Source organism: uncultured Croceicoccus sp. (assembly GCF_947496385.1).
In the GTDB taxonomy this organism is placed as follows: Bacteria; Pseudomonadota; Alphaproteobacteria; order Sphingomonadales; family Sphingomonadaceae; genus Croceicoccus.
This window is the reverse complement of the sequence record NZ_CANMCP010000001.1, coordinates 117,211-132,004: the sequence shown is the minus strand read 5'-3', so window position 1 is coordinate 132,004 and position 14,794 is coordinate 117,211. Positions and strand designations below refer to the sequence as shown.

Below are 14,794 nucleotides of genomic sequence, written 5' to 3'. Positions count from 1 at the left end.
CATGCTTATCACCTCGGCACAGAGGAACAATGCACAATTGTCGGGCGCCATCCACCAACGAAGGATCTCATGGCCAGAGTCTCCCAGATCGATGCAGAGAACCAGCGCGAGATTGCCGCGCTGAACCGTCATGTCCTTGCCCGGCTGGAGGCGGACACCTCGGTCGAAAAGCTCGTCGATGAAAACCTGCAACTGTTCGGCGTGGCCGATTTCTTCTCCGCGGAGGAATGCGACCGGCTTTGCGGCCTGATCGACCGGGTCGCGCGCCCCTCGCCGGTGTTCGACGTGGATTACGGACGGTCTTCCCGCACCAGCTATTCCGGCGACATGGATCCGTCGGACCCGTTCATCCGCATGCTGCACCGGCGCATGGACGACCTGCTCGGCGTAGAGGAGAATTTCGGCGAAACGCTCCAGGGGCAGCGGTACGAGGTGGGGCAGCAGTTCAAGGCGCATCACGACTGGTTCGACACCGATGCGCCCTACTGGACCGAAAAGGTCGCCACGGGTGGTCAGCGGGCATGGACGCTGATGGTCTATCTCAACGATGTGGAGGAAGGCGGCACGACCGATTTTCCCCGCGTCAACGTGTCGATCCCGCCGCAGCGCGGCACGTTGATCGCGTGGAACAACGCGCTCGACGACGGGACGCCGAATGTCGATACGCTGCACGCCGGGACGCCGGTGCTCGCCGGGGTCAAATATGTCGTGACCCGCTGGTATCGCAGCCGGCGCTGGTACTGAACCCGGCGCCCTACGGTTTGCGGGCGATGGCCTCCGCGATCAGTGTCCGGCTGTTGCCGACGCCGTAGAGCGCGATGAAGCTGCCCATGCGCGGCCCCTGCGCACTGCCGAGCAGCGTTTCGTAAAGCGCCCGGAACCAGTCGCGCAGTTTCTCGAACCCGAATTCCTCGCGCTTGCCGATTTCGTAGACGAGGTTCTGCAATTCCTCGGCCGGGGTGTCCTCGGCCCGCGTGGCGAGTTCGGCATCGAGCGCGGCGAGCGCGGCGGCTTCGTTCGGCTCCGGCGCGCGGCGCTGCATCGTGGGGGCCACGAAATCGCGGTTGTAGGCCAGCGCCCGGTCCACCAGCACGGCAAGATCGGGATGCGCGTCGGGCGAGGCATCGGCGATGTAATTGCCGAGATAGGACCACACCTGTTCGGAATCGGCCTGCGCGCCGAGCACGCTGACGAGATTGAGCAACAGGCCATAGGTCACCGGCAGGCTGTCGCCCTCGCCCGGCGCGTCGGCCCCCGCCCCGCCCGTATTCGCGCGCAGCGTGTGCCAGGCAGGGTTGCCCAGCCTTTGCTCGATCGGCTGTTCGGGGAGCTTTTCGCGGAACTGCCAATATTCATCGACGGCCTTGGGAATGACGCCGATGTGGAGCTGCTTCGCGCTCTTCGGCTCGCGATAGATGTAGAAGCCGAGGCTTTCCTCGCTGCCGTAGCGCAGCCATTCGTCGATGGTGAGGCCATTGCCCTTCGACTTCGAAATCTTCTCGCCCTTCGCGTCGAGGAACAGCTCGTAGATCAGCCCCTCCGGCTTGCGCCCGCCGAGGATCTTCGCGATCTTGCCCGACTGCACGCCGCTGTCGGTGAGATCCTTGCCATACATCTCGTAATCGACGCCGAGCGCGACCCAACGCATCGCCCAGTCGACCTTCCATTGCAGCTTGGCCCGGCCGCCCAGCACGCAATGCTCGATCGTCTCGCCCTCGTCCTCGAACCGGACGAGACCTGACTCCGCATCGACGACCTCGATCGGCACCTGCAATACGCGGCCGCTCGTCGGGCTGATCGGGAGGATGGGCGAATAGGTCGCCGCCCGTTCGGCGCGCAGGGTCGGCAGCATGACGGCCATGATCTTGTCATACTGGCGCAGCACATTGCGCAGCGCATCGTCGAACGCCCCCGAATTATAGCGATCGGACGCGGCGATGAATTCATAGTCGAAACCGAACCGGTCGAGAAACGCGCGCAGCATCGCATTATTGTGCGCGGCAAAGCTGTCATGTTCGCCGAACGGATCGGTGATGCGGGACAATGGCTTGCCAAGCTGATCGCTGAGCGCGGCGCCATTGGGCACGTTGTCGGGCACCTTGCGCAGGCCGTCCATGTCGTCGCTGAATGCCACGAGCCGGGTCGGATGGCCGCCGGTCAGCGCCTCGTAAGCGCGGCGGACGAGCGTGGTGCGAAGAACTTCCTGAAACGTGCCGATATGCGGCAGCCCGCTCGGCCCGTATCCCGTTTCGAACAATACGGGCACCAGATTGCCATCCGCGTCGCGCTTGCCGTCGGGATAGCGTTTGACGATCCGGCGCGCCTCTTCGAAAGGCCAGGCCTTGGACGCGGCGGCGGCATCGCGCAGCGTGCCATTCATGTCGTTCGTGCTATCGCTCATGGCCGATGCCTTGCATCCCCGCGCCGCGAATCGCAAGTGTACGTTGGCCGGGGAAACAGGCGCGCATGGAATCAGAGGAACGGAAGAGATGAAGAATACGGGACGCATCGCGGCGGTACTGGCCGCCGGGACCATGGTGACGGGATGCACGACGATGATGGCCGGCAATGACGAGGAGCAGGTGATGGCCGTGCCGGTCTGCCCGACCGAAACGCGCAACTGGACCGCATTCGTCAATGCGATGCCGGGACCGGGCGCGCGCCCCACCCTGATCGTGCAGGGCGAGGCGCTTCTTCCCGAACGGGCGAGCGTGACATTGACGAAAGGCCCGACGAACCGGATGCAGCCGCCCGGACAGATCATGCGCCTTTCGGTGGAACCGTCGGAGGAGGCGGCCGGCTGGCATCCCGTGCGCGGCGAGGTGGAGCCGGGCCTCCCCTCCTACGCCTATGTCGACGTGGTGTGCGGCGATGCCGTCATCCAGCGGATCGAGGACATCACGGTCGCGCAGTAACGCCCGACACCGCACAAAGAAAGGGCGGCCTCCCGCGTGGGGGCCGCCCTTTTTGCGTGGTTTTGCGTGTGGCTTACGGCTGACGATCGATGGTCACTTCGCGCGGCCAGCGCACGTCGGTCGCCCAGATATAGACGCCGCGCCCGGCCGAAAGATCGTTGCGCACGCTCGGCGGAAGATCGGTATCGTCGGAGAGGCTGCGCACCTCGCCGCGCATCGAAACGGTCGCGCCGGGATTGACGTCGACGCCGCCTTCCATCGCGGTGTTCGGCGTGCGTGCCTCGTCAAAGCGGACCAGCGTTTCCGACGATCCGGTGCCGATGGTGAACGCCTCGTCCCCGATCACGCGATTGACCAGCAGGTTGCTGTACGCGATCGTGTCGCCGACCATGTCGGGCAGGGTGGCGAGCGTGGCGGGATCGGTTTCGGCGCCGGTCACGTCGATGTCGCCCGTGGCCGCACCGGCGGTCGTGTCCATGTCGCCGGTGACCGCGGGCTCGTACACCTCGGTCCCCGCATCCTCGACCCCGACCGCTTCGCCAAGATCCGGCTCGGCATCCGTGTCGCCGCCGAACGCCCCGAAAATCCAGAGCAGCGCAAGCAAGGCCAGAAGCGCCAGTATGACGATCCAGAGCCAGTTCGGACGTTTGCGGGGTGCGGGTGCGTCGGCCATGTTCTCTCCTGTTAAAGTCGTGACTGTCGACCTTTCCGGAAGATGAACGACCTTAGCGGGAGGCGGTTCCCACAGCGGTTATTCCGCCGCCTGCACCTCGCCGAAAAGACCCGGGCCATCGTCCGCCGCCTCTTCGGTATCGTTGGCCTTCGCCTTGCGATTGTCGAAGCTGGCCCAGACGTCGTTCCAGTTGCCCTTCGTCGCGGCCTTCGAATATTCGGTGGCGCGCGTTTCGAAGAAATTGGCATGCTCCACGCCATTGAGCAGCGGGGTCAGCCACGGCAGCGGGTGTTCCTCGATCATGTAGATCGCCGGCAGCCCAAGCTGCCCCAACCGCCAGTCGGCGATGTAGCGGATGTACTTCTTGATGTCCTTGGCGGTCATACCGGTGACCGGGCCCTGCTCGAACGCGAGGTCGATGAACGCATCTTCGAGCCGCACCGATTTCTGGCACGCATCCATGATGTCTTCCTTCACCGCGCGGGTCAGGCAGCCCCGCTCGGCGCAGAAGGCGTGGAACAGCTGAATGATCCCTTCGCAGTGGAGCGATTCGTCGCGCACCGACCAGGACACGATCTGCCCCATGCCCTTCATCTTGTTGAAGCGCGGGAAGTTCATCAGCATGGCAAAGCTGGCGAACAGCTGCAGCCCTTCGGTAAAGCCGCCGAACATCGCGAGCGTACGGGCGATATCCTCGTCCGTGTCGACGCCGAACTGCTGCAGATAATCGTGCTTGTCCTTCATCTCGGCATATTCCATGAACATGCCATATTCGCTTTCGGGCATGCCAATGGTGTCGAGAAGGTGGGAATAGGCCGCGATATGCACCGTTTCCATGTTCGAGAAAGCGGTCAGCATCATCTTCACTTCGGTCGGCTTGAACACCCGGCCATATTTGTCGTGGTAGCAATCCTGCACCTCGACATCGGCCTGGGTGAAGAAGCGGAAGATCTGCGTGAGCAAATTGCGTTCGTGCGCGGTCAGCTTCTGTGCCCAGTCGCGGCAATCCTCGCCCAGCGGCACTTCCTCCGGCAGCCAGTGCAATTGCTGCTGACGCTTCCAGAAATCATAGGCCCACGGATATTCGAACGGCTTGTAGGTCTTGCGGGCTTCGGTCAGCGACATGGGCAAGGCTTCTTTCGTAACGGTCAAAATGGCAGGGATGCCCGGCATACGCGCGGGCACACCATACAGCGGGTCGGATCGGCTCCGCTGCGCTTGATCTTGTGTTTAACAACAGATTTGCCGTTGCGCATCCCCTTTGCGGCGGATGGCAGTGGATTACCGGTGAAAGCCGCAATTTTTCCTCCGGTCGCACATGCATGTCGGCTCGTCGGCAAAAGGCGGGAATGCGGCGCAATCAAGGCGAAACGGCCGGAACCGAAGCCATCTCCGTGCGCTTTTTACAGCAAGTCGTCTGGCTGCGCTCCCCCCTTCGCGCGCCGGGCGACGACCAGGATAGAACAACGAGCATAGCGGAGTGCGTGACGATGGGCGAATACGAACCGACCGATTCCCGCAAGGTCACCGGCACCGCCACGAATAGCGGCGGCCGCTGGGCGCAGGAAAACGGTATCGAACCCGAACGCACCGGCGTGAAGGAAGGCGAATCGCGTGATGGCGAAAACGCCCCCACCGCGCCGGTCAGCGCGCCCGCCGACACGGGCCGCATCCGCGAGCACATGCAGGTCGTCGGCGCCGACGGGGCGCATGTCGGCACCGTGGACCGGATCGAGGGCGACCGCATCAAGCTGACCAAGGATAGCGCCAGCGCCGGTTTCGACCAGCAGAGCCATGCCGGCCACCATCATTACATCGCGATCGGCCTCGTCGCGGATGTGGAGGGCGACATCGTCCGCCTGTCCGCCACCGGCGCGAACGCGGTGCAATTCGAGGAAGAACCGGGGCGCTGACGCCGCGCGGACGACGTTTTACGAATACCGTTGGCCCTTCTGGCGGTTCGGGGCCACGGGAATGCCTCTTCCTCTTTACGAGGGAGGGGCATTTGCCATTTCCGGGGCGGAAAGTCGTCCATCAAAAAGGCCGGCATGAAAAAGGCCGGGCGGTCGATCCGCCCGGCCTTTTCGTCGTCGTGTGATCGCGAAGTATCAGTCCGGCGATGCGACATTGGTGTCGAACGGCGTCTGCTGATGCTGCACGACTTTCCATTCCTCGTGCTCGATCCGAGTCAGAGTGCTCGTGCATACGGCGTGATAGGTTTCCTCACCCCGCGACGCGCGCGCGCGATAGGCAATGACGATCAACCCTTCCTGCGGGCGTTCGACGCTCTTGTCCTCGAAGCTGACGTTTTCCCAGCTCGGCGTGTCCTCGACCGCGTTCTTCGCGGCGCGGCCATCGAACACGAACGGCATCGTCGGCAACGCCATCAGGCATTCGCTGCCCACCTTGCGTTCGTAGGCGTCCTTGCCGCCGGTCCACAGCTCTTCCTCGAATGTCCAGATACGGTCGTCGTCCATGTTCGCTCCTTTTCCTGCCACGCGGACAGTAATGCCGCGCGGCTTTTCAACCTTGGTACGTGTTCAGGGAACGGGCCGCGGGCGGATCCTATCCGGCCATCGCGGGGCCACGCCACGAAGCGAGCGTTTCACGCGGCGAAGCGTGGACCGATGCGGCGTTCCGTCCGTTTCATATACAAGCGCCGCAACGAAGCGGCACACAAGAAAGAAAGTAGGTTTTTATGTTCGAGAAGATCCGCATCAAGGAACACATGGAAGTTGCCGACATCAATGGCCAGCATGTCGGGACCGTGGACGAAGTCGAGGACAACCGCATCAAGCTGACGAAGTCCGACGCCGGTGACAACATGCACCATTTCATCTCGCTCGACGAGGTGGAGAAGATCGACGACAACCGCGTCTATTTGAAAGCAAGCGCGGTCATCCCCCAGGGCGTCAAAGGCTGATCGCCTGACCTGAACGGCTAAACAGTTTCTACGCCCCGCGAGGGACGTAGCAAAAGGACCCCGGATCTCGTTTTGGCGAGATCCGGGGTCCAGTCGTTTGTGAAGCCGGCGGCACGGCGCATCTGGAGGCGCCCTTCCTAAACTCGCTATTGCATATCTTTCTCAATAGCAGCTAACACGTCGTCGATGACTTCGACGAATCAATCCGTTCGATCGCCGCGCGTGTTCTCTGCGGCACGCGGCGCAAGCGGCGGGGCCGCGACCCGTGCGCCGTCGCCTGCCCCGCCGCGGCGGGCGGCGGCACGGGGGCGCCGCGTCTCGCCGTTCTGGTCGAAGCAACTTCACCTCTGGCACTGGGTCAGCAGCGCGATCTGTCTCGTCGGATTGCTGCTTTTCGCCTTTACCGGCATCACCTTGAACCACGCCGCCGACATTTCCGCCGATCCTGTCGTCGTCACGGTCGAGGATACGTTGCAACCCTCCCTGCTCCGCGCCTTGCAGGCGGCGCAGCGCGGCGACGATCCGCAAATGCCGGCCTCGGTCGCGCAATGGTCGCACGACACGCTGGACACCGGGCTTGCCGGACGGCCCGCCGAATGGTCGGAGCAGGAAGTCTATGTCCCCCTCCCCCGCCCCGGCGGCGACGGATGGGTGGCGTTCGATCTGCAAAGCGGCGACGTCATCATGGAGCGCACCGACCGGGGCTGGATCTCCTATCTCAACGACCTGCACAAGGCGCGCGATACCGGCACGGCATGGGGCTGGTTCATCGACATATTCTCCATCGCCTGCTTCGTCTTTGCGTTGAGCGGGCTGTTCCTGCTCTGGCTCCATGCAAAGAAACGGCGTTCCACCTGGCCGCTGGTCGGGGCGGGGCTTGTCGTGCCGGCGCTGCTCATCATCATTTTCATCCAACATTGAGGTCGACACGGCGATGCATTCTCCCACCCCCGCACCCCATGCGCGCATCGCGGCGCGCGTCACCGTCGGCCTGCTCGGCTCCACATTCGCCGTCGCGCCCGCCGCCGCACAGGACATGACCGTCGGCGTGGAAATCCCCCGCCTCTCGGTGGCGGAATATCACCGCCCCTATCTCGCCGCATGGATCGAGGACGGTTCGGGCAAGGCCGTCGCCGATGTCGCCGTATGGTACGATACCGACCTGCGCGGCGGCGAAGGGCGCAAATGGTTGAGCGACATCCGCACCTGGTGGCGAAAGTCGGGCCGCTCGCTGAACTTGCCGGTGAGCGGGCTTTCCGGGCCGACCCGCGCGCCCGGCCGCCACGCGATCAAGGTGCCCGCACGTGCCACCCGCGCGCTGTCCGCCGGAAACTACGTCCTCCGCGTCGAGGCCGCGCGCGAGGTCGGCGGGCGCGAACTGGTGTCGATCCCGTTCCGCTGGGGCGGCGGGCGCGTCGCCCGATCGGCGGAGGGGTCGAAGGAACTCGGCACCGTCACACTCACCATCAATCCATGACCCTCACAAGGAACCGCAGCATGACCACGACATCGCAAAGGACGACACCTGCACGGCGCCTGCGCCGGACACTGACCACCATGGCCCTCGCCGGGGTGATCGGCATGACGCTCGCCACCCCGGCGCAGGCGCATCGCCGCTGGTTGCTGCCGTCGGCCACCGTCCTTTCGGGGCAGAGTGAGACGGTGACGGTCGACGCCGCGATTTCCAACGCGCTGTTCAATTTCGACCACCATGCCGCCGGGCTGGACGATCTGGTCGTGACCGGTCCCGACGGCAATGTGGTCGCCCCCGCCATCATCGGCACCGGCAAATATCGCAGCGTGTTCGACGTGCCGCTCGATACCGAAGGCACCTATCGCATCGCGCTGGCGAGCGAGGGGATGTTCGGACGCTACATGCTGAACGGCGAGGCGAAACGGTGGCGCGGCACCGCGGCGGAGGCGGACACCGCCATTCCCGCAGGCGCCACCGAGGTCCAGCTCACCCCGGTATCGAGCCGGGTCGAAACCTTCGTGACGCTCGGCGCGCCCAACGAAACGGCGTTGCAGCCCACCGGCAAAGGCATCGAGATGATGCCCGTCACCCACCCCAACGACCTCATCGCGGGCGAGCCGGCCCAATTCCGCTTCCTCCTCGATGGAGAGCCTGCGGCGATGGACATCGAATTCGTGAAGGGCGACACGCGCTATCGCGACGAGGCGGGGATCGAGACGATGTCCACCGACGCGGACGGGCTGGTCACGCTCACCGCACCGGTGCCCGGCATGTATTTCATCGAGACATCCGCCAATGCGGACGGCGGACGCCGCGCGAGCTACTCCGCCGTGCTGGAATTCAATCCGGCGTGACGGCGCTGGCCGAAGCCGCCATCGATGTGGCCGTCCCGCCCATGGTGGGGCGGCCGCAATCGTTCGTGCCCTTCGCCGACGGCGTGGATTTCGCGGTGGAGGGCGAGGCGATCGGCACGCGGTGGCGCATCGTCGGCGTGGCGGATGGCGATGGCGCGTCCCATGCGCGACGCTGCATGGCACGCGCGATCGCCCTCGTCACCGCGCAGATGAGCCAGTGGAACCCCGATTCGCTGCTCAGCCGCTTCAACCGTGCCGATCCGGGCACGCGATTTGCGATGCCGCCGCAATTCGCGCTGGTGCTGGACTGCGCGCTCAATATCGCGCGGGCCACGGGCGGGGCGTTCGACCCTGCGCTCGGTCGGGTGAGCGAGGCATGGGGTTTCGGCGCCGCGCCGCCGCCCGTGACCATGCCCGCGGCCGCCGGCGATGCGTCCCGCTGGCGCGCCATCCTGTTCGACGCGCAAAGCGACACCATCGTGCAGCCCGGCGGAGTCGCGCTCGATTTCAGCGCCATTGCCAAGGGCTATGCCGTCGATCTCGCGTCCATCCTGCTATGCCGCGCAGGGGTGACGCATCACCTCGTCGAGATCGGCGGGGAATTGCGCGGCTGCGGGGTCCGCCGCGATGGGCAGCCGTGGTGGGCCGGGATCGAGGATGCCCCCGGCATTGACGCCCCACCCGCCCGCGTCGCGTTGAGCAACTGGTCGCTCGCCACCTCCGGCGACTGGCACCGGCGGCGTTCCGCAGGCGGCGGGGATTGGTCCCACACCATCGCGCCCACGACCGGGGCGCCGATGCGCGGCGGATCGCGCGCCGCCTCGGTCCTCCACCGCGATTGCATGCAGGCCGACGCGCTCGCCACCGCGATAATGGCGATGCCGCCCGATGCCGCGGTGGCGTTCGCCGACGCCCGCAACCTGCCCGCCCGCGTCACCGACGCCGGCGGCACCATCCGATACAGCGCCGCCTGGCGCGCCATGCTTTGAGACCGCGATCATGATGCTGACCATTCCCGAACTGTTGTCCCGCGAAGAGGTCCGCGATCTGCGCTCGCTGATCGACCCAGGCCCGTGGGTCGACGGGAACGAGACGTCGGGCCATCAATCCCGCCTCGCCAAGAAGAACCGGCAATTGCAGGAAGGCTCCGACACGGCCCGCAAGGCGAGCGCCATCGTCGCAGGGGCGCTCAACCGTTCGCCCTTGTTCATTTCCGCCGCGCTCCCGCTCAAGGTGTTTCCGCCCTTGTTCAACCGGTATGAAGGCGGCGAGACGTTCGGCGCCCACGTGGACAACGCGATCCGCCGGCTGGGCGGAACCGATTTCGTTATCCGCAGCGACCTGTCCTGCACCGTGTTTCTGGAGGAGCCGGACGAATATGACGGCGGCGCGCTCGTGGTGGAGGATCTGTTCGGCGAGCACAGAGTGAAGCTGCCGGCGGGCCATGCCGTGCTTTATCCCGCGTCGAGCGTGCACCGGGTCGAGCCGGTGACGCGCGGCGCGCGCATCGCCTCGTTCTTCTGGTTGCAGAGCATGGTGCGCAGCGATGCGGAGCGCGAGGAGCTGTTCCGGCTCGACCGCGCGGTACAGGATCTCACCGCCCGCCACGGCGGCGGGGATGCGACGGTGATCGCGCTCACCGCATTATATCACAACCTGCTGCGGCGGTGGGCCGATAGCTGAGACCGCACAAGCCTAAATGCTATTACGAATCTTTTGCAATAAGCTTGACGTAGTGAAAATGGTTCGCAATAGCGCCTTCATCGCGACGCCCGGCAGACCGGGCTCACCATGAAGGGGAACTCATGAACACCGACCGCTCAACCGCATTTCGCAATCGTTCGCTCGTCCTCGGTTGCATCGGCACCGCCGCGGCCTTCGCCTCGCCCGCGCTGGCGCAGGGGACCACCGCAACGGGCAATGTCGAACAGGCCGAAACCCGGCTTGAAGGGATGACCATCACCGACGACGCGGTCAGCGACGGCTATCGCGCGGAGGCGCAGCGTTCGCCCAAGGCCACCGCCCCGCTCCTCGACACGCCGCGCATCGTCAATGTCGTGACCGAGGACGTCATCGAGCACACCGCCTCCTTCACGCTGGAGGACGCCTTGCGCACGGTGCCGGGCATCACGCTGGGCGCGGGCGAAGGGGGCACCGCGGCGGCGGACATCCCGCTCATCCGCGGGGTCGATGCGACCGGCGACGTGTTCGTCGACGGGCTGCGCGACATCGGCTCGCAAACGCGCGAAACCTTCGCACTGGAGGCGATCGAGGTTGCCAAGGGACCCAGTTCCACCTTCGGCGGGCGCGGCACGGCGGCGGGCGCGATCAACCTCGTCTCCAAAATTGCGAAGGCAGGCGATGCCATCGAAGCACAGGGCACCGTCGGCACCGACGAATTCTACCGCGCGACCGCCGATGTGAATGCGCAAGTCGCCGATAAGCTCGCCTTTCGCGTCGTCGGCATGTGGCAGGATTCCGACGTTGCCGGCCGCGACGCGGTGTTCAACGACCGTTGGGGCGTGATGCCGTCCGTGACCTGGGGCGCGGGCACGCCGATCACGGCCAGCCTCGCCTATTATCATTACGAAACCGACAGCATGCCCGATTACGGCATCCCGACGACGTCGCGCGGGCAGCTTCCCGACGAGCGGCGCGAACCGGCGGATGTGGATTTCGACAATTTCTACGGCCTGCTCGCCCGCGATTTTCAGGAGACCAGCGTCGATTCGGGCAGTTTTCTGTTCAACGGCTATCTCGGCGGCGGGGTGACGCTGTCGCATGGAACGCGGTTCAGCCGGGCGCGCAACGACTATATCGTCACCAACCCGGACGACAGCGCCGGCAACGTCGCGAACGGCCAGGTGTGGCGCGCCACCAAGAGCCGCAATTCCCTCAGCGACAGCATCGCCAGCAACACCAATCTCGCCGCGGTGTTCGACACCGGCGGCATCGGCCACAGCCTCTCCGCCGGGTTCGAATACAGCTACGCCGATAGCGCGAACCGCAATTACAGCGTCGATACCGGCGACCGGAACTGTCCCGAAATATCGTTCGAAACGTATAATTGCACCGACCTTGCCAATCCCGACCCGTCGGACCCGTGGACCGGCACCATCACGCGCAGCAGCACGCCGGCCAATGCCACGGCGGAGGATTACAGCGTCTACCTGTTCGACACCGTCACGCTCCTGCCCTCGCTGCTTGTGAATGGCGGCGTGCGGTGGACCGATTTTTCGGCGACGTCGAAGGGCTGCGGCCGGGGCGGTTGTTACGATGCGGCGACCGGTGGCGATTTCTTCAGCTATCAGGCCGGCGTCATCGTCAAGCCGACTTCGAACACCAGCCTCTATGCCTCCTACGCCGATTCCAAGACGCCGCCGGGCGCCACCGTGGGCGAAGGGGCCGAAAACCTGAACGGCAATAATCAGTCCTATCGCCCGCAAGGTTTCGAAAACTGGGAAGTGGGCGCCAAAGCCGAGCTGTTCGGCGGGGACATGCTGCTATCGGGTGCGCTGTACCGGGTGAAGCGTAACAATATCGTGCAGCTCGACGATCTCGATAATGTCGTCGAAACCTTCGGCTCCGCGCGGCTTCAAGGCGTGGAACTGAGCGCGTCGGGACGGATCGGGGCGTTGACCCTGCTGGCGGGATATACGCTCGTGGACAGCGAATTGCGCGATGAGGCGGACGCCAATTTCGGCAATGCGCTGCCCAACACGCCGCGGCATAATTTCGCGCTTACCGCCAATTACCAGGTCACGCCGCGCCTTGCCGTGGGCGGCGGTGCCTATGGCGCGTCGAAGCGTTACGCGGATGGCGCCAATCTCATCAGCGCGGATGGCTATGTGCGCCTCGACGCGGATGCCGAGTTCCTGTTCACCGACCATCTGGGCCTGCGCCTCAACGTGCAGAACCTCACGGATGAACGCTATGCGGTGAAATTGCGCAACCCGCATTTCGCCATCCCCGCCGCGGGACGGCAGGCGCTCGCCACGCTCAGCGTCCGCTATTGATTTTCGGACCGCCGGAGTGCAAATAATTCGCAATATCGCTGATTAAGGGGAATCGCGTGTATCTGCACTCCGGCAATTCGAGCCTTGCCATCCAATCGGGCACAGCGATGGTGCCGGAGGACCGCCCCGCTCGTTCGGCGCCGGCGACTCCGGCATCCATGCGTGGGGATGTCCGTTCCGAAGCACCCGTTGCACCATCCGGCTATCGCGCCGCCACATTCGACTGGCGCAGCGTGGCGGCGGTGGGGGCGATCCATGCGGTCGCGTTCGCGGGCCTGCTGACCCTCGGCGTGGTGGCGGACCGCGCCGAGCCCGTGCCGATCGTGCAAAGCTTCGACATCCCGCTCGCCGCCAATGCGCCCGCTCCGACCGAACCGGTTGCCACCCCCGAACCCGATACGCCGCCGGATTCGCGGGCGCCCGCCACTCCGGCCGGCGAAACGGTCGCGCCCGTGCCGCGCATCGCCCTTGCCCGCACGGCCACGCCGGTCGCGAACGTGCCGGTCATGCCCATCGCGCTGCCCCCGATGCCCGCCGCCGCGCCCGGCCCCGCCGCGCCGACGACCGCCGAAACTGCGCCCGCCCCGATCACCCCGCCCGACGTCGCCGCGGCACAGCGCGACAATCCGGCGCCCGAATATCCGTTCATCGCCCGCCGCGCGCGGGAGGAAGGCACGGTGCTGCTGCGCGTGCTGGTCGATCCGTCGGGCCGGGTCGACACGCTGAAGATTGCAGAGGGAAGCCGCTCCTCCCGGCTTGACGAGGCGGCCCTGCGCGCGGTGCGCAAATGGAAGTTCAAGCCGGCGACGCAGACGGGCCGCGCCGTGGCTGCATGGGTCGTGGTGCCGATCACCTTTTCGCTGAACCGATAGCGCGCCGCACCCTTGCGCCCGGTCGCCGCGCCGATATGAAGGCGGCCATGACCATCGACGACCTCATCGCCGCCGCGCGCGACGCCGCGGCCCGCGCGCACGCTCCCTATTCGAACTTTCGCGTCGGGTGCGCCGTGCTCTCCGCCGACGGAACGGTGGCCACCGGCGCGAACATGGAAAACGCATGCTACCGCCTCGGCCTGTGTGCCGAGCAATCGGCGCTGAGCGCGGCGCAGCACCGCTTTGGGCTGGCGCAGATTACCCATGTGGTGGTGGCGGGCGGCGCCGCGGCGGGCGACGGTATCGCGGGGCACGACGTGGTGACCCCGTGCGGCGGTTGCCGGCAGGCGATTTACGAGGCGGCATGCCTTTCGGGCCGCGACATTGCCGTGACCTGCGTCGGGGCTACGGGCGATGCCCGGCTAGACACGACGATTGGCGCATTGCTGCCGCACGGCTTCGGGCCGGACGCGCTCACCCGCAGCTGATCCTTACCAGACCGGCCCGCCCGGTTTCGCACTCGCCGCGGCTTCCAGCACGGTTAGCGCATCGCCGATCGTTTCGGCGCACAAAAGCTGGCCGCGGCGCTGCTCGCTCATGAAGCCTTCGTTGCGCATGTGGTCGCAAAAGCCGAGAAACCGGTCCCAGTATCCGCCGGTGTTGAGCAGGCAGAACGGCTTCGCATGATAGCCGAGCGCGTTCCAGGTCCAGGCCTCGAACAATTCGTCCATCGTGCCGATCCCGCCCGGCAGGCACAGGAAACCGTCGGCAAGTTCCGTCATCTTCGCCTTGCGCTGATGCATGTCGGCGACGGTGTGCAATTCGGTCAGGCCGGTATGCGCGACCTCGTGCCGGACGAGCGCGTCGGGGATCACGCCGAAAGCCTTGCCGCCAGCGTCGAGCACCGCATCGGCCACCGCGCCCATCAGGCCGAGCCTGCCCCCGCCATAGACGAGATCGATGCCCTCCTCCGCCATCGCGCGGCCCAGCCGGCGGGCCGTTTCCATGTGTTCGGGGTCGCGACCTTGTGCCGATCCGCAATAGATTGCGAGCGCGCGTATTGCGGG

Annotated in this window: 17 protein-coding genes; 12 read left to right on the top strand and 5 right to left on the bottom strand. The window is 65.6% G+C overall.

The window, feature by feature from the left end; all coding sequences use genetic code 11:
- The first annotated feature begins 69 nt into the window (after window positions 1-69).
- Window positions 70-744 carry a 2OG-Fe(II) oxygenase gene (locus Q0897_RS00685; RefSeq protein ID WP_299306982.1) on the top strand — a complete coding sequence of 225 codons (675 nt, stop codon included), beginning with the start codon at window positions 70-72 and terminating at the stop codon, window positions 742-744.
- 10 nt (window positions 745-754) lie between these two features.
- Here Q0897_RS00685 and Q0897_RS00680 read toward each other — a convergent pair whose 3' ends face one another.
- A complete protein-coding gene (locus Q0897_RS00680) occupies window positions 755-2,401 on the bottom strand; it encodes a lysine--tRNA ligase (protein ID WP_299306980.1) in 1,647 nt (548 codons plus the stop codon).
- A gap of 88 nt (window positions 2,402-2,489) precedes the next feature.
- Between Q0897_RS00680 and Q0897_RS00675 the strand changes: the two genes are divergently transcribed.
- On the top strand, window positions 2,490-2,915 hold the full coding sequence (locus Q0897_RS00675; RefSeq protein ID WP_299306978.1) for a hypothetical protein: 426 nt from the start codon (window positions 2,490-2,492) through the stop codon (window positions 2,913-2,915).
- Between the two features lie 73 nt (window positions 2,916-2,988).
- Here Q0897_RS00675 and Q0897_RS00670 read toward each other — a convergent pair whose 3' ends face one another.
- The gene (locus Q0897_RS00670; RefSeq protein WP_299306977.1) at window positions 2,989-3,588 is read right to left on the bottom strand and encodes a hypothetical protein; all 600 of its coding nucleotides are present in this window, start codon (window positions 3,586-3,588) and stop codon (window positions 2,989-2,991) included.
- A gap of 78 nt (window positions 3,589-3,666) precedes the next feature.
- The gene (locus tag Q0897_RS00665; RefSeq protein WP_299306975.1) at window positions 3,667-4,713 is read right to left on the bottom strand and encodes a ribonucleotide-diphosphate reductase subunit beta; all 1,047 of its coding nucleotides are present in this window, start codon (window positions 4,711-4,713) and stop codon (window positions 3,667-3,669) included.
- A 557-nt stretch (window positions 4,714-5,270) separates the two neighbouring features.
- Here Q0897_RS00665 and Q0897_RS00660 point away from each other — a divergent pair.
- On the top strand, window positions 5,271-5,501 hold the full coding sequence (locus tag Q0897_RS00660) for a DUF2171 domain-containing protein (RefSeq protein WP_299307553.1): 231 nt from the start codon (window positions 5,271-5,273) through the stop codon (window positions 5,499-5,501).
- Window positions 5,502-5,696: 195 nt separating this feature from the next.
- On the opposite strand, the gene Q0897_RS00655 is transcribed toward Q0897_RS00660, so the two are convergent.
- Entirely contained in the window at window positions 5,697-6,065 is a 369-nt protein-coding gene (locus Q0897_RS00655; protein ID WP_299306973.1) for a DUF4440 domain-containing protein, read from the bottom strand.
- A 221-nt stretch (window positions 6,066-6,286) separates the two neighbouring features.
- Here Q0897_RS00655 and Q0897_RS00650 point away from each other — a divergent pair, with 221 nt between their 5' ends.
- The 9 genes from Q0897_RS00650 to Q0897_RS00610 all read left to right on the top strand — a co-directional run bounded on the left by Q0897_RS00650 (window position 6,287) and on the right by Q0897_RS00610 (window position 14,215).
- The gene (locus tag Q0897_RS00650; RefSeq protein ID WP_299306971.1) at window positions 6,287-6,511 is read left to right on the top strand and encodes a DUF2171 domain-containing protein; all 225 of its coding nucleotides are present in this window, start codon (window positions 6,287-6,289) and stop codon (window positions 6,509-6,511) included.
- 186 nt (window positions 6,512-6,697) lie between these two features.
- Window positions 6,698-7,432 (top strand): PepSY-associated TM helix domain-containing protein, encoded by a 735-nt coding sequence (locus tag Q0897_RS00645; RefSeq protein WP_299306970.1) that lies wholly within the window; start codon window positions 6,698-6,700, stop codon window positions 7,430-7,432.
- A gap of 13 nt (window positions 7,433-7,445) precedes the next feature.
- Entirely contained in the window at window positions 7,446-7,988 is a 543-nt protein-coding gene (locus Q0897_RS00640; protein ID WP_299306968.1) for a DUF2271 domain-containing protein, read from the top strand.
- Window positions 7,989-8,008: 20 nt separating this feature from the next.
- Window positions 8,009-8,839, top strand: a complete 831-nt coding sequence (locus Q0897_RS00635) for a DUF4198 domain-containing protein (RefSeq protein ID WP_299306966.1) — start codon at window positions 8,009-8,011, stop codon at window positions 8,837-8,839.
- The gene (locus Q0897_RS00630) at window positions 8,836-9,828 is read left to right on the top strand and encodes an FAD:protein FMN transferase (protein WP_299306964.1); all 993 of its coding nucleotides are present in this window, start codon (window positions 8,836-8,838) and stop codon (window positions 9,826-9,828) included. The genes Q0897_RS00635 and Q0897_RS00630 overlap by 4 nt, the downstream gene beginning before the upstream one ends.
- Window positions 9,829-9,838: 10 nt before the next feature.
- Window positions 9,839-10,522, top strand: a complete 684-nt coding sequence (locus tag Q0897_RS00625; RefSeq protein WP_299306963.1) for a Fe2+-dependent dioxygenase — start codon at window positions 9,839-9,841, stop codon at window positions 10,520-10,522.
- A 122-nt stretch (window positions 10,523-10,644) separates the two neighbouring features.
- Window positions 10,645-12,855 carry a TonB-dependent siderophore receptor gene (locus Q0897_RS00620; protein WP_299306961.1) on the top strand — a complete coding sequence of 737 codons (2,211 nt, stop codon included), beginning with the start codon at window positions 10,645-10,647 and terminating at the stop codon, window positions 12,853-12,855.
- 56 nt (window positions 12,856-12,911) lie between these two features.
- Window positions 12,912-13,727, top strand: a complete 816-nt coding sequence (locus Q0897_RS00615) for an energy transducer TonB (protein WP_299306959.1) — start codon at window positions 12,912-12,914, stop codon at window positions 13,725-13,727.
- Between the two features lie 47 nt (window positions 13,728-13,774).
- A complete protein-coding gene (locus Q0897_RS00610; RefSeq protein WP_299306957.1) occupies window positions 13,775-14,215 on the top strand; it encodes a cytidine deaminase in 441 nt (146 codons plus the stop codon).
- 3 nt (window positions 14,216-14,218) lie between these two features.
- Here Q0897_RS00610 and Q0897_RS00605 read toward each other — a convergent pair whose 3' ends face one another.
- On the bottom strand, window positions 14,219-14,788 hold the full coding sequence (locus tag Q0897_RS00605) for a TIGR00730 family Rossman fold protein (protein ID WP_299307551.1): 570 nt from the start codon (window positions 14,786-14,788) through the stop codon (window positions 14,219-14,221).
- Between the last annotated feature and the right edge of the window lie 6 nt (window positions 14,789-14,794).

Excerpts from the sequence above, each read along its gene's own strand:
- Q0897_RS00685 (WP_299306982.1), top strand. The coding sequence starts at position 70 with ATGGCCAGAGTCTCCCAGATCGATGCAGAGAACCAGCGCGAGATTGCC.
- Q0897_RS00680 (WP_299306980.1), bottom strand. The coding sequence starts at position 2,401 with ATGAGCGATAGCACGAACGACATGAATGGCACGCTGCGCGATGCCGCC.
- Q0897_RS00675 (WP_299306978.1), top strand. The coding sequence starts at position 2,490 with ATGAAGAATACGGGACGCATCGCGGCGGTACTGGCCGCCGGGACCATG.
- Q0897_RS00670 (WP_299306977.1), bottom strand. The coding sequence starts at position 3,588 with ATGGCCGACGCACCCGCACCCCGCAAACGTCCGAACTGGCTCTGGATC.
- Q0897_RS00665 (WP_299306975.1), bottom strand. The coding sequence starts at position 4,713 with ATGTCGCTGACCGAAGCCCGCAAGACCTACAAGCCGTTCGAATATCCG.
- Q0897_RS00660 (WP_299307553.1), top strand. The coding sequence starts at position 5,271 with ATGCAGGTCGTCGGCGCCGACGGGGCGCATGTCGGCACCGTGGACCGG.
- Q0897_RS00655 (WP_299306973.1), bottom strand. The coding sequence starts at position 6,065 with ATGGACGACGACCGTATCTGGACATTCGAGGAAGAGCTGTGGACCGGC.
- Q0897_RS00650 (WP_299306971.1), top strand. The coding sequence starts at position 6,287 with ATGTTCGAGAAGATCCGCATCAAGGAACACATGGAAGTTGCCGACATC.
- Q0897_RS00645 (WP_299306970.1), top strand. The coding sequence starts at position 6,698 with ATGACTTCGACGAATCAATCCGTTCGATCGCCGCGCGTGTTCTCTGCG.
- Q0897_RS00640 (WP_299306968.1), top strand. The coding sequence starts at position 7,446 with ATGCATTCTCCCACCCCCGCACCCCATGCGCGCATCGCGGCGCGCGTC.
- Q0897_RS00635 (WP_299306966.1), top strand. The coding sequence starts at position 8,009 with ATGACCACGACATCGCAAAGGACGACACCTGCACGGCGCCTGCGCCGG.
- Q0897_RS00625 (WP_299306963.1), top strand. The coding sequence starts at position 9,839 with ATGATGCTGACCATTCCCGAACTGTTGTCCCGCGAAGAGGTCCGCGAT.
- Q0897_RS00620 (WP_299306961.1), top strand. The coding sequence starts at position 10,645 with ATGAACACCGACCGCTCAACCGCATTTCGCAATCGTTCGCTCGTCCTC.
- Q0897_RS00610 (WP_299306957.1), top strand. The coding sequence starts at position 13,775 with ATGACCATCGACGACCTCATCGCCGCCGCGCGCGACGCCGCGGCCCGC.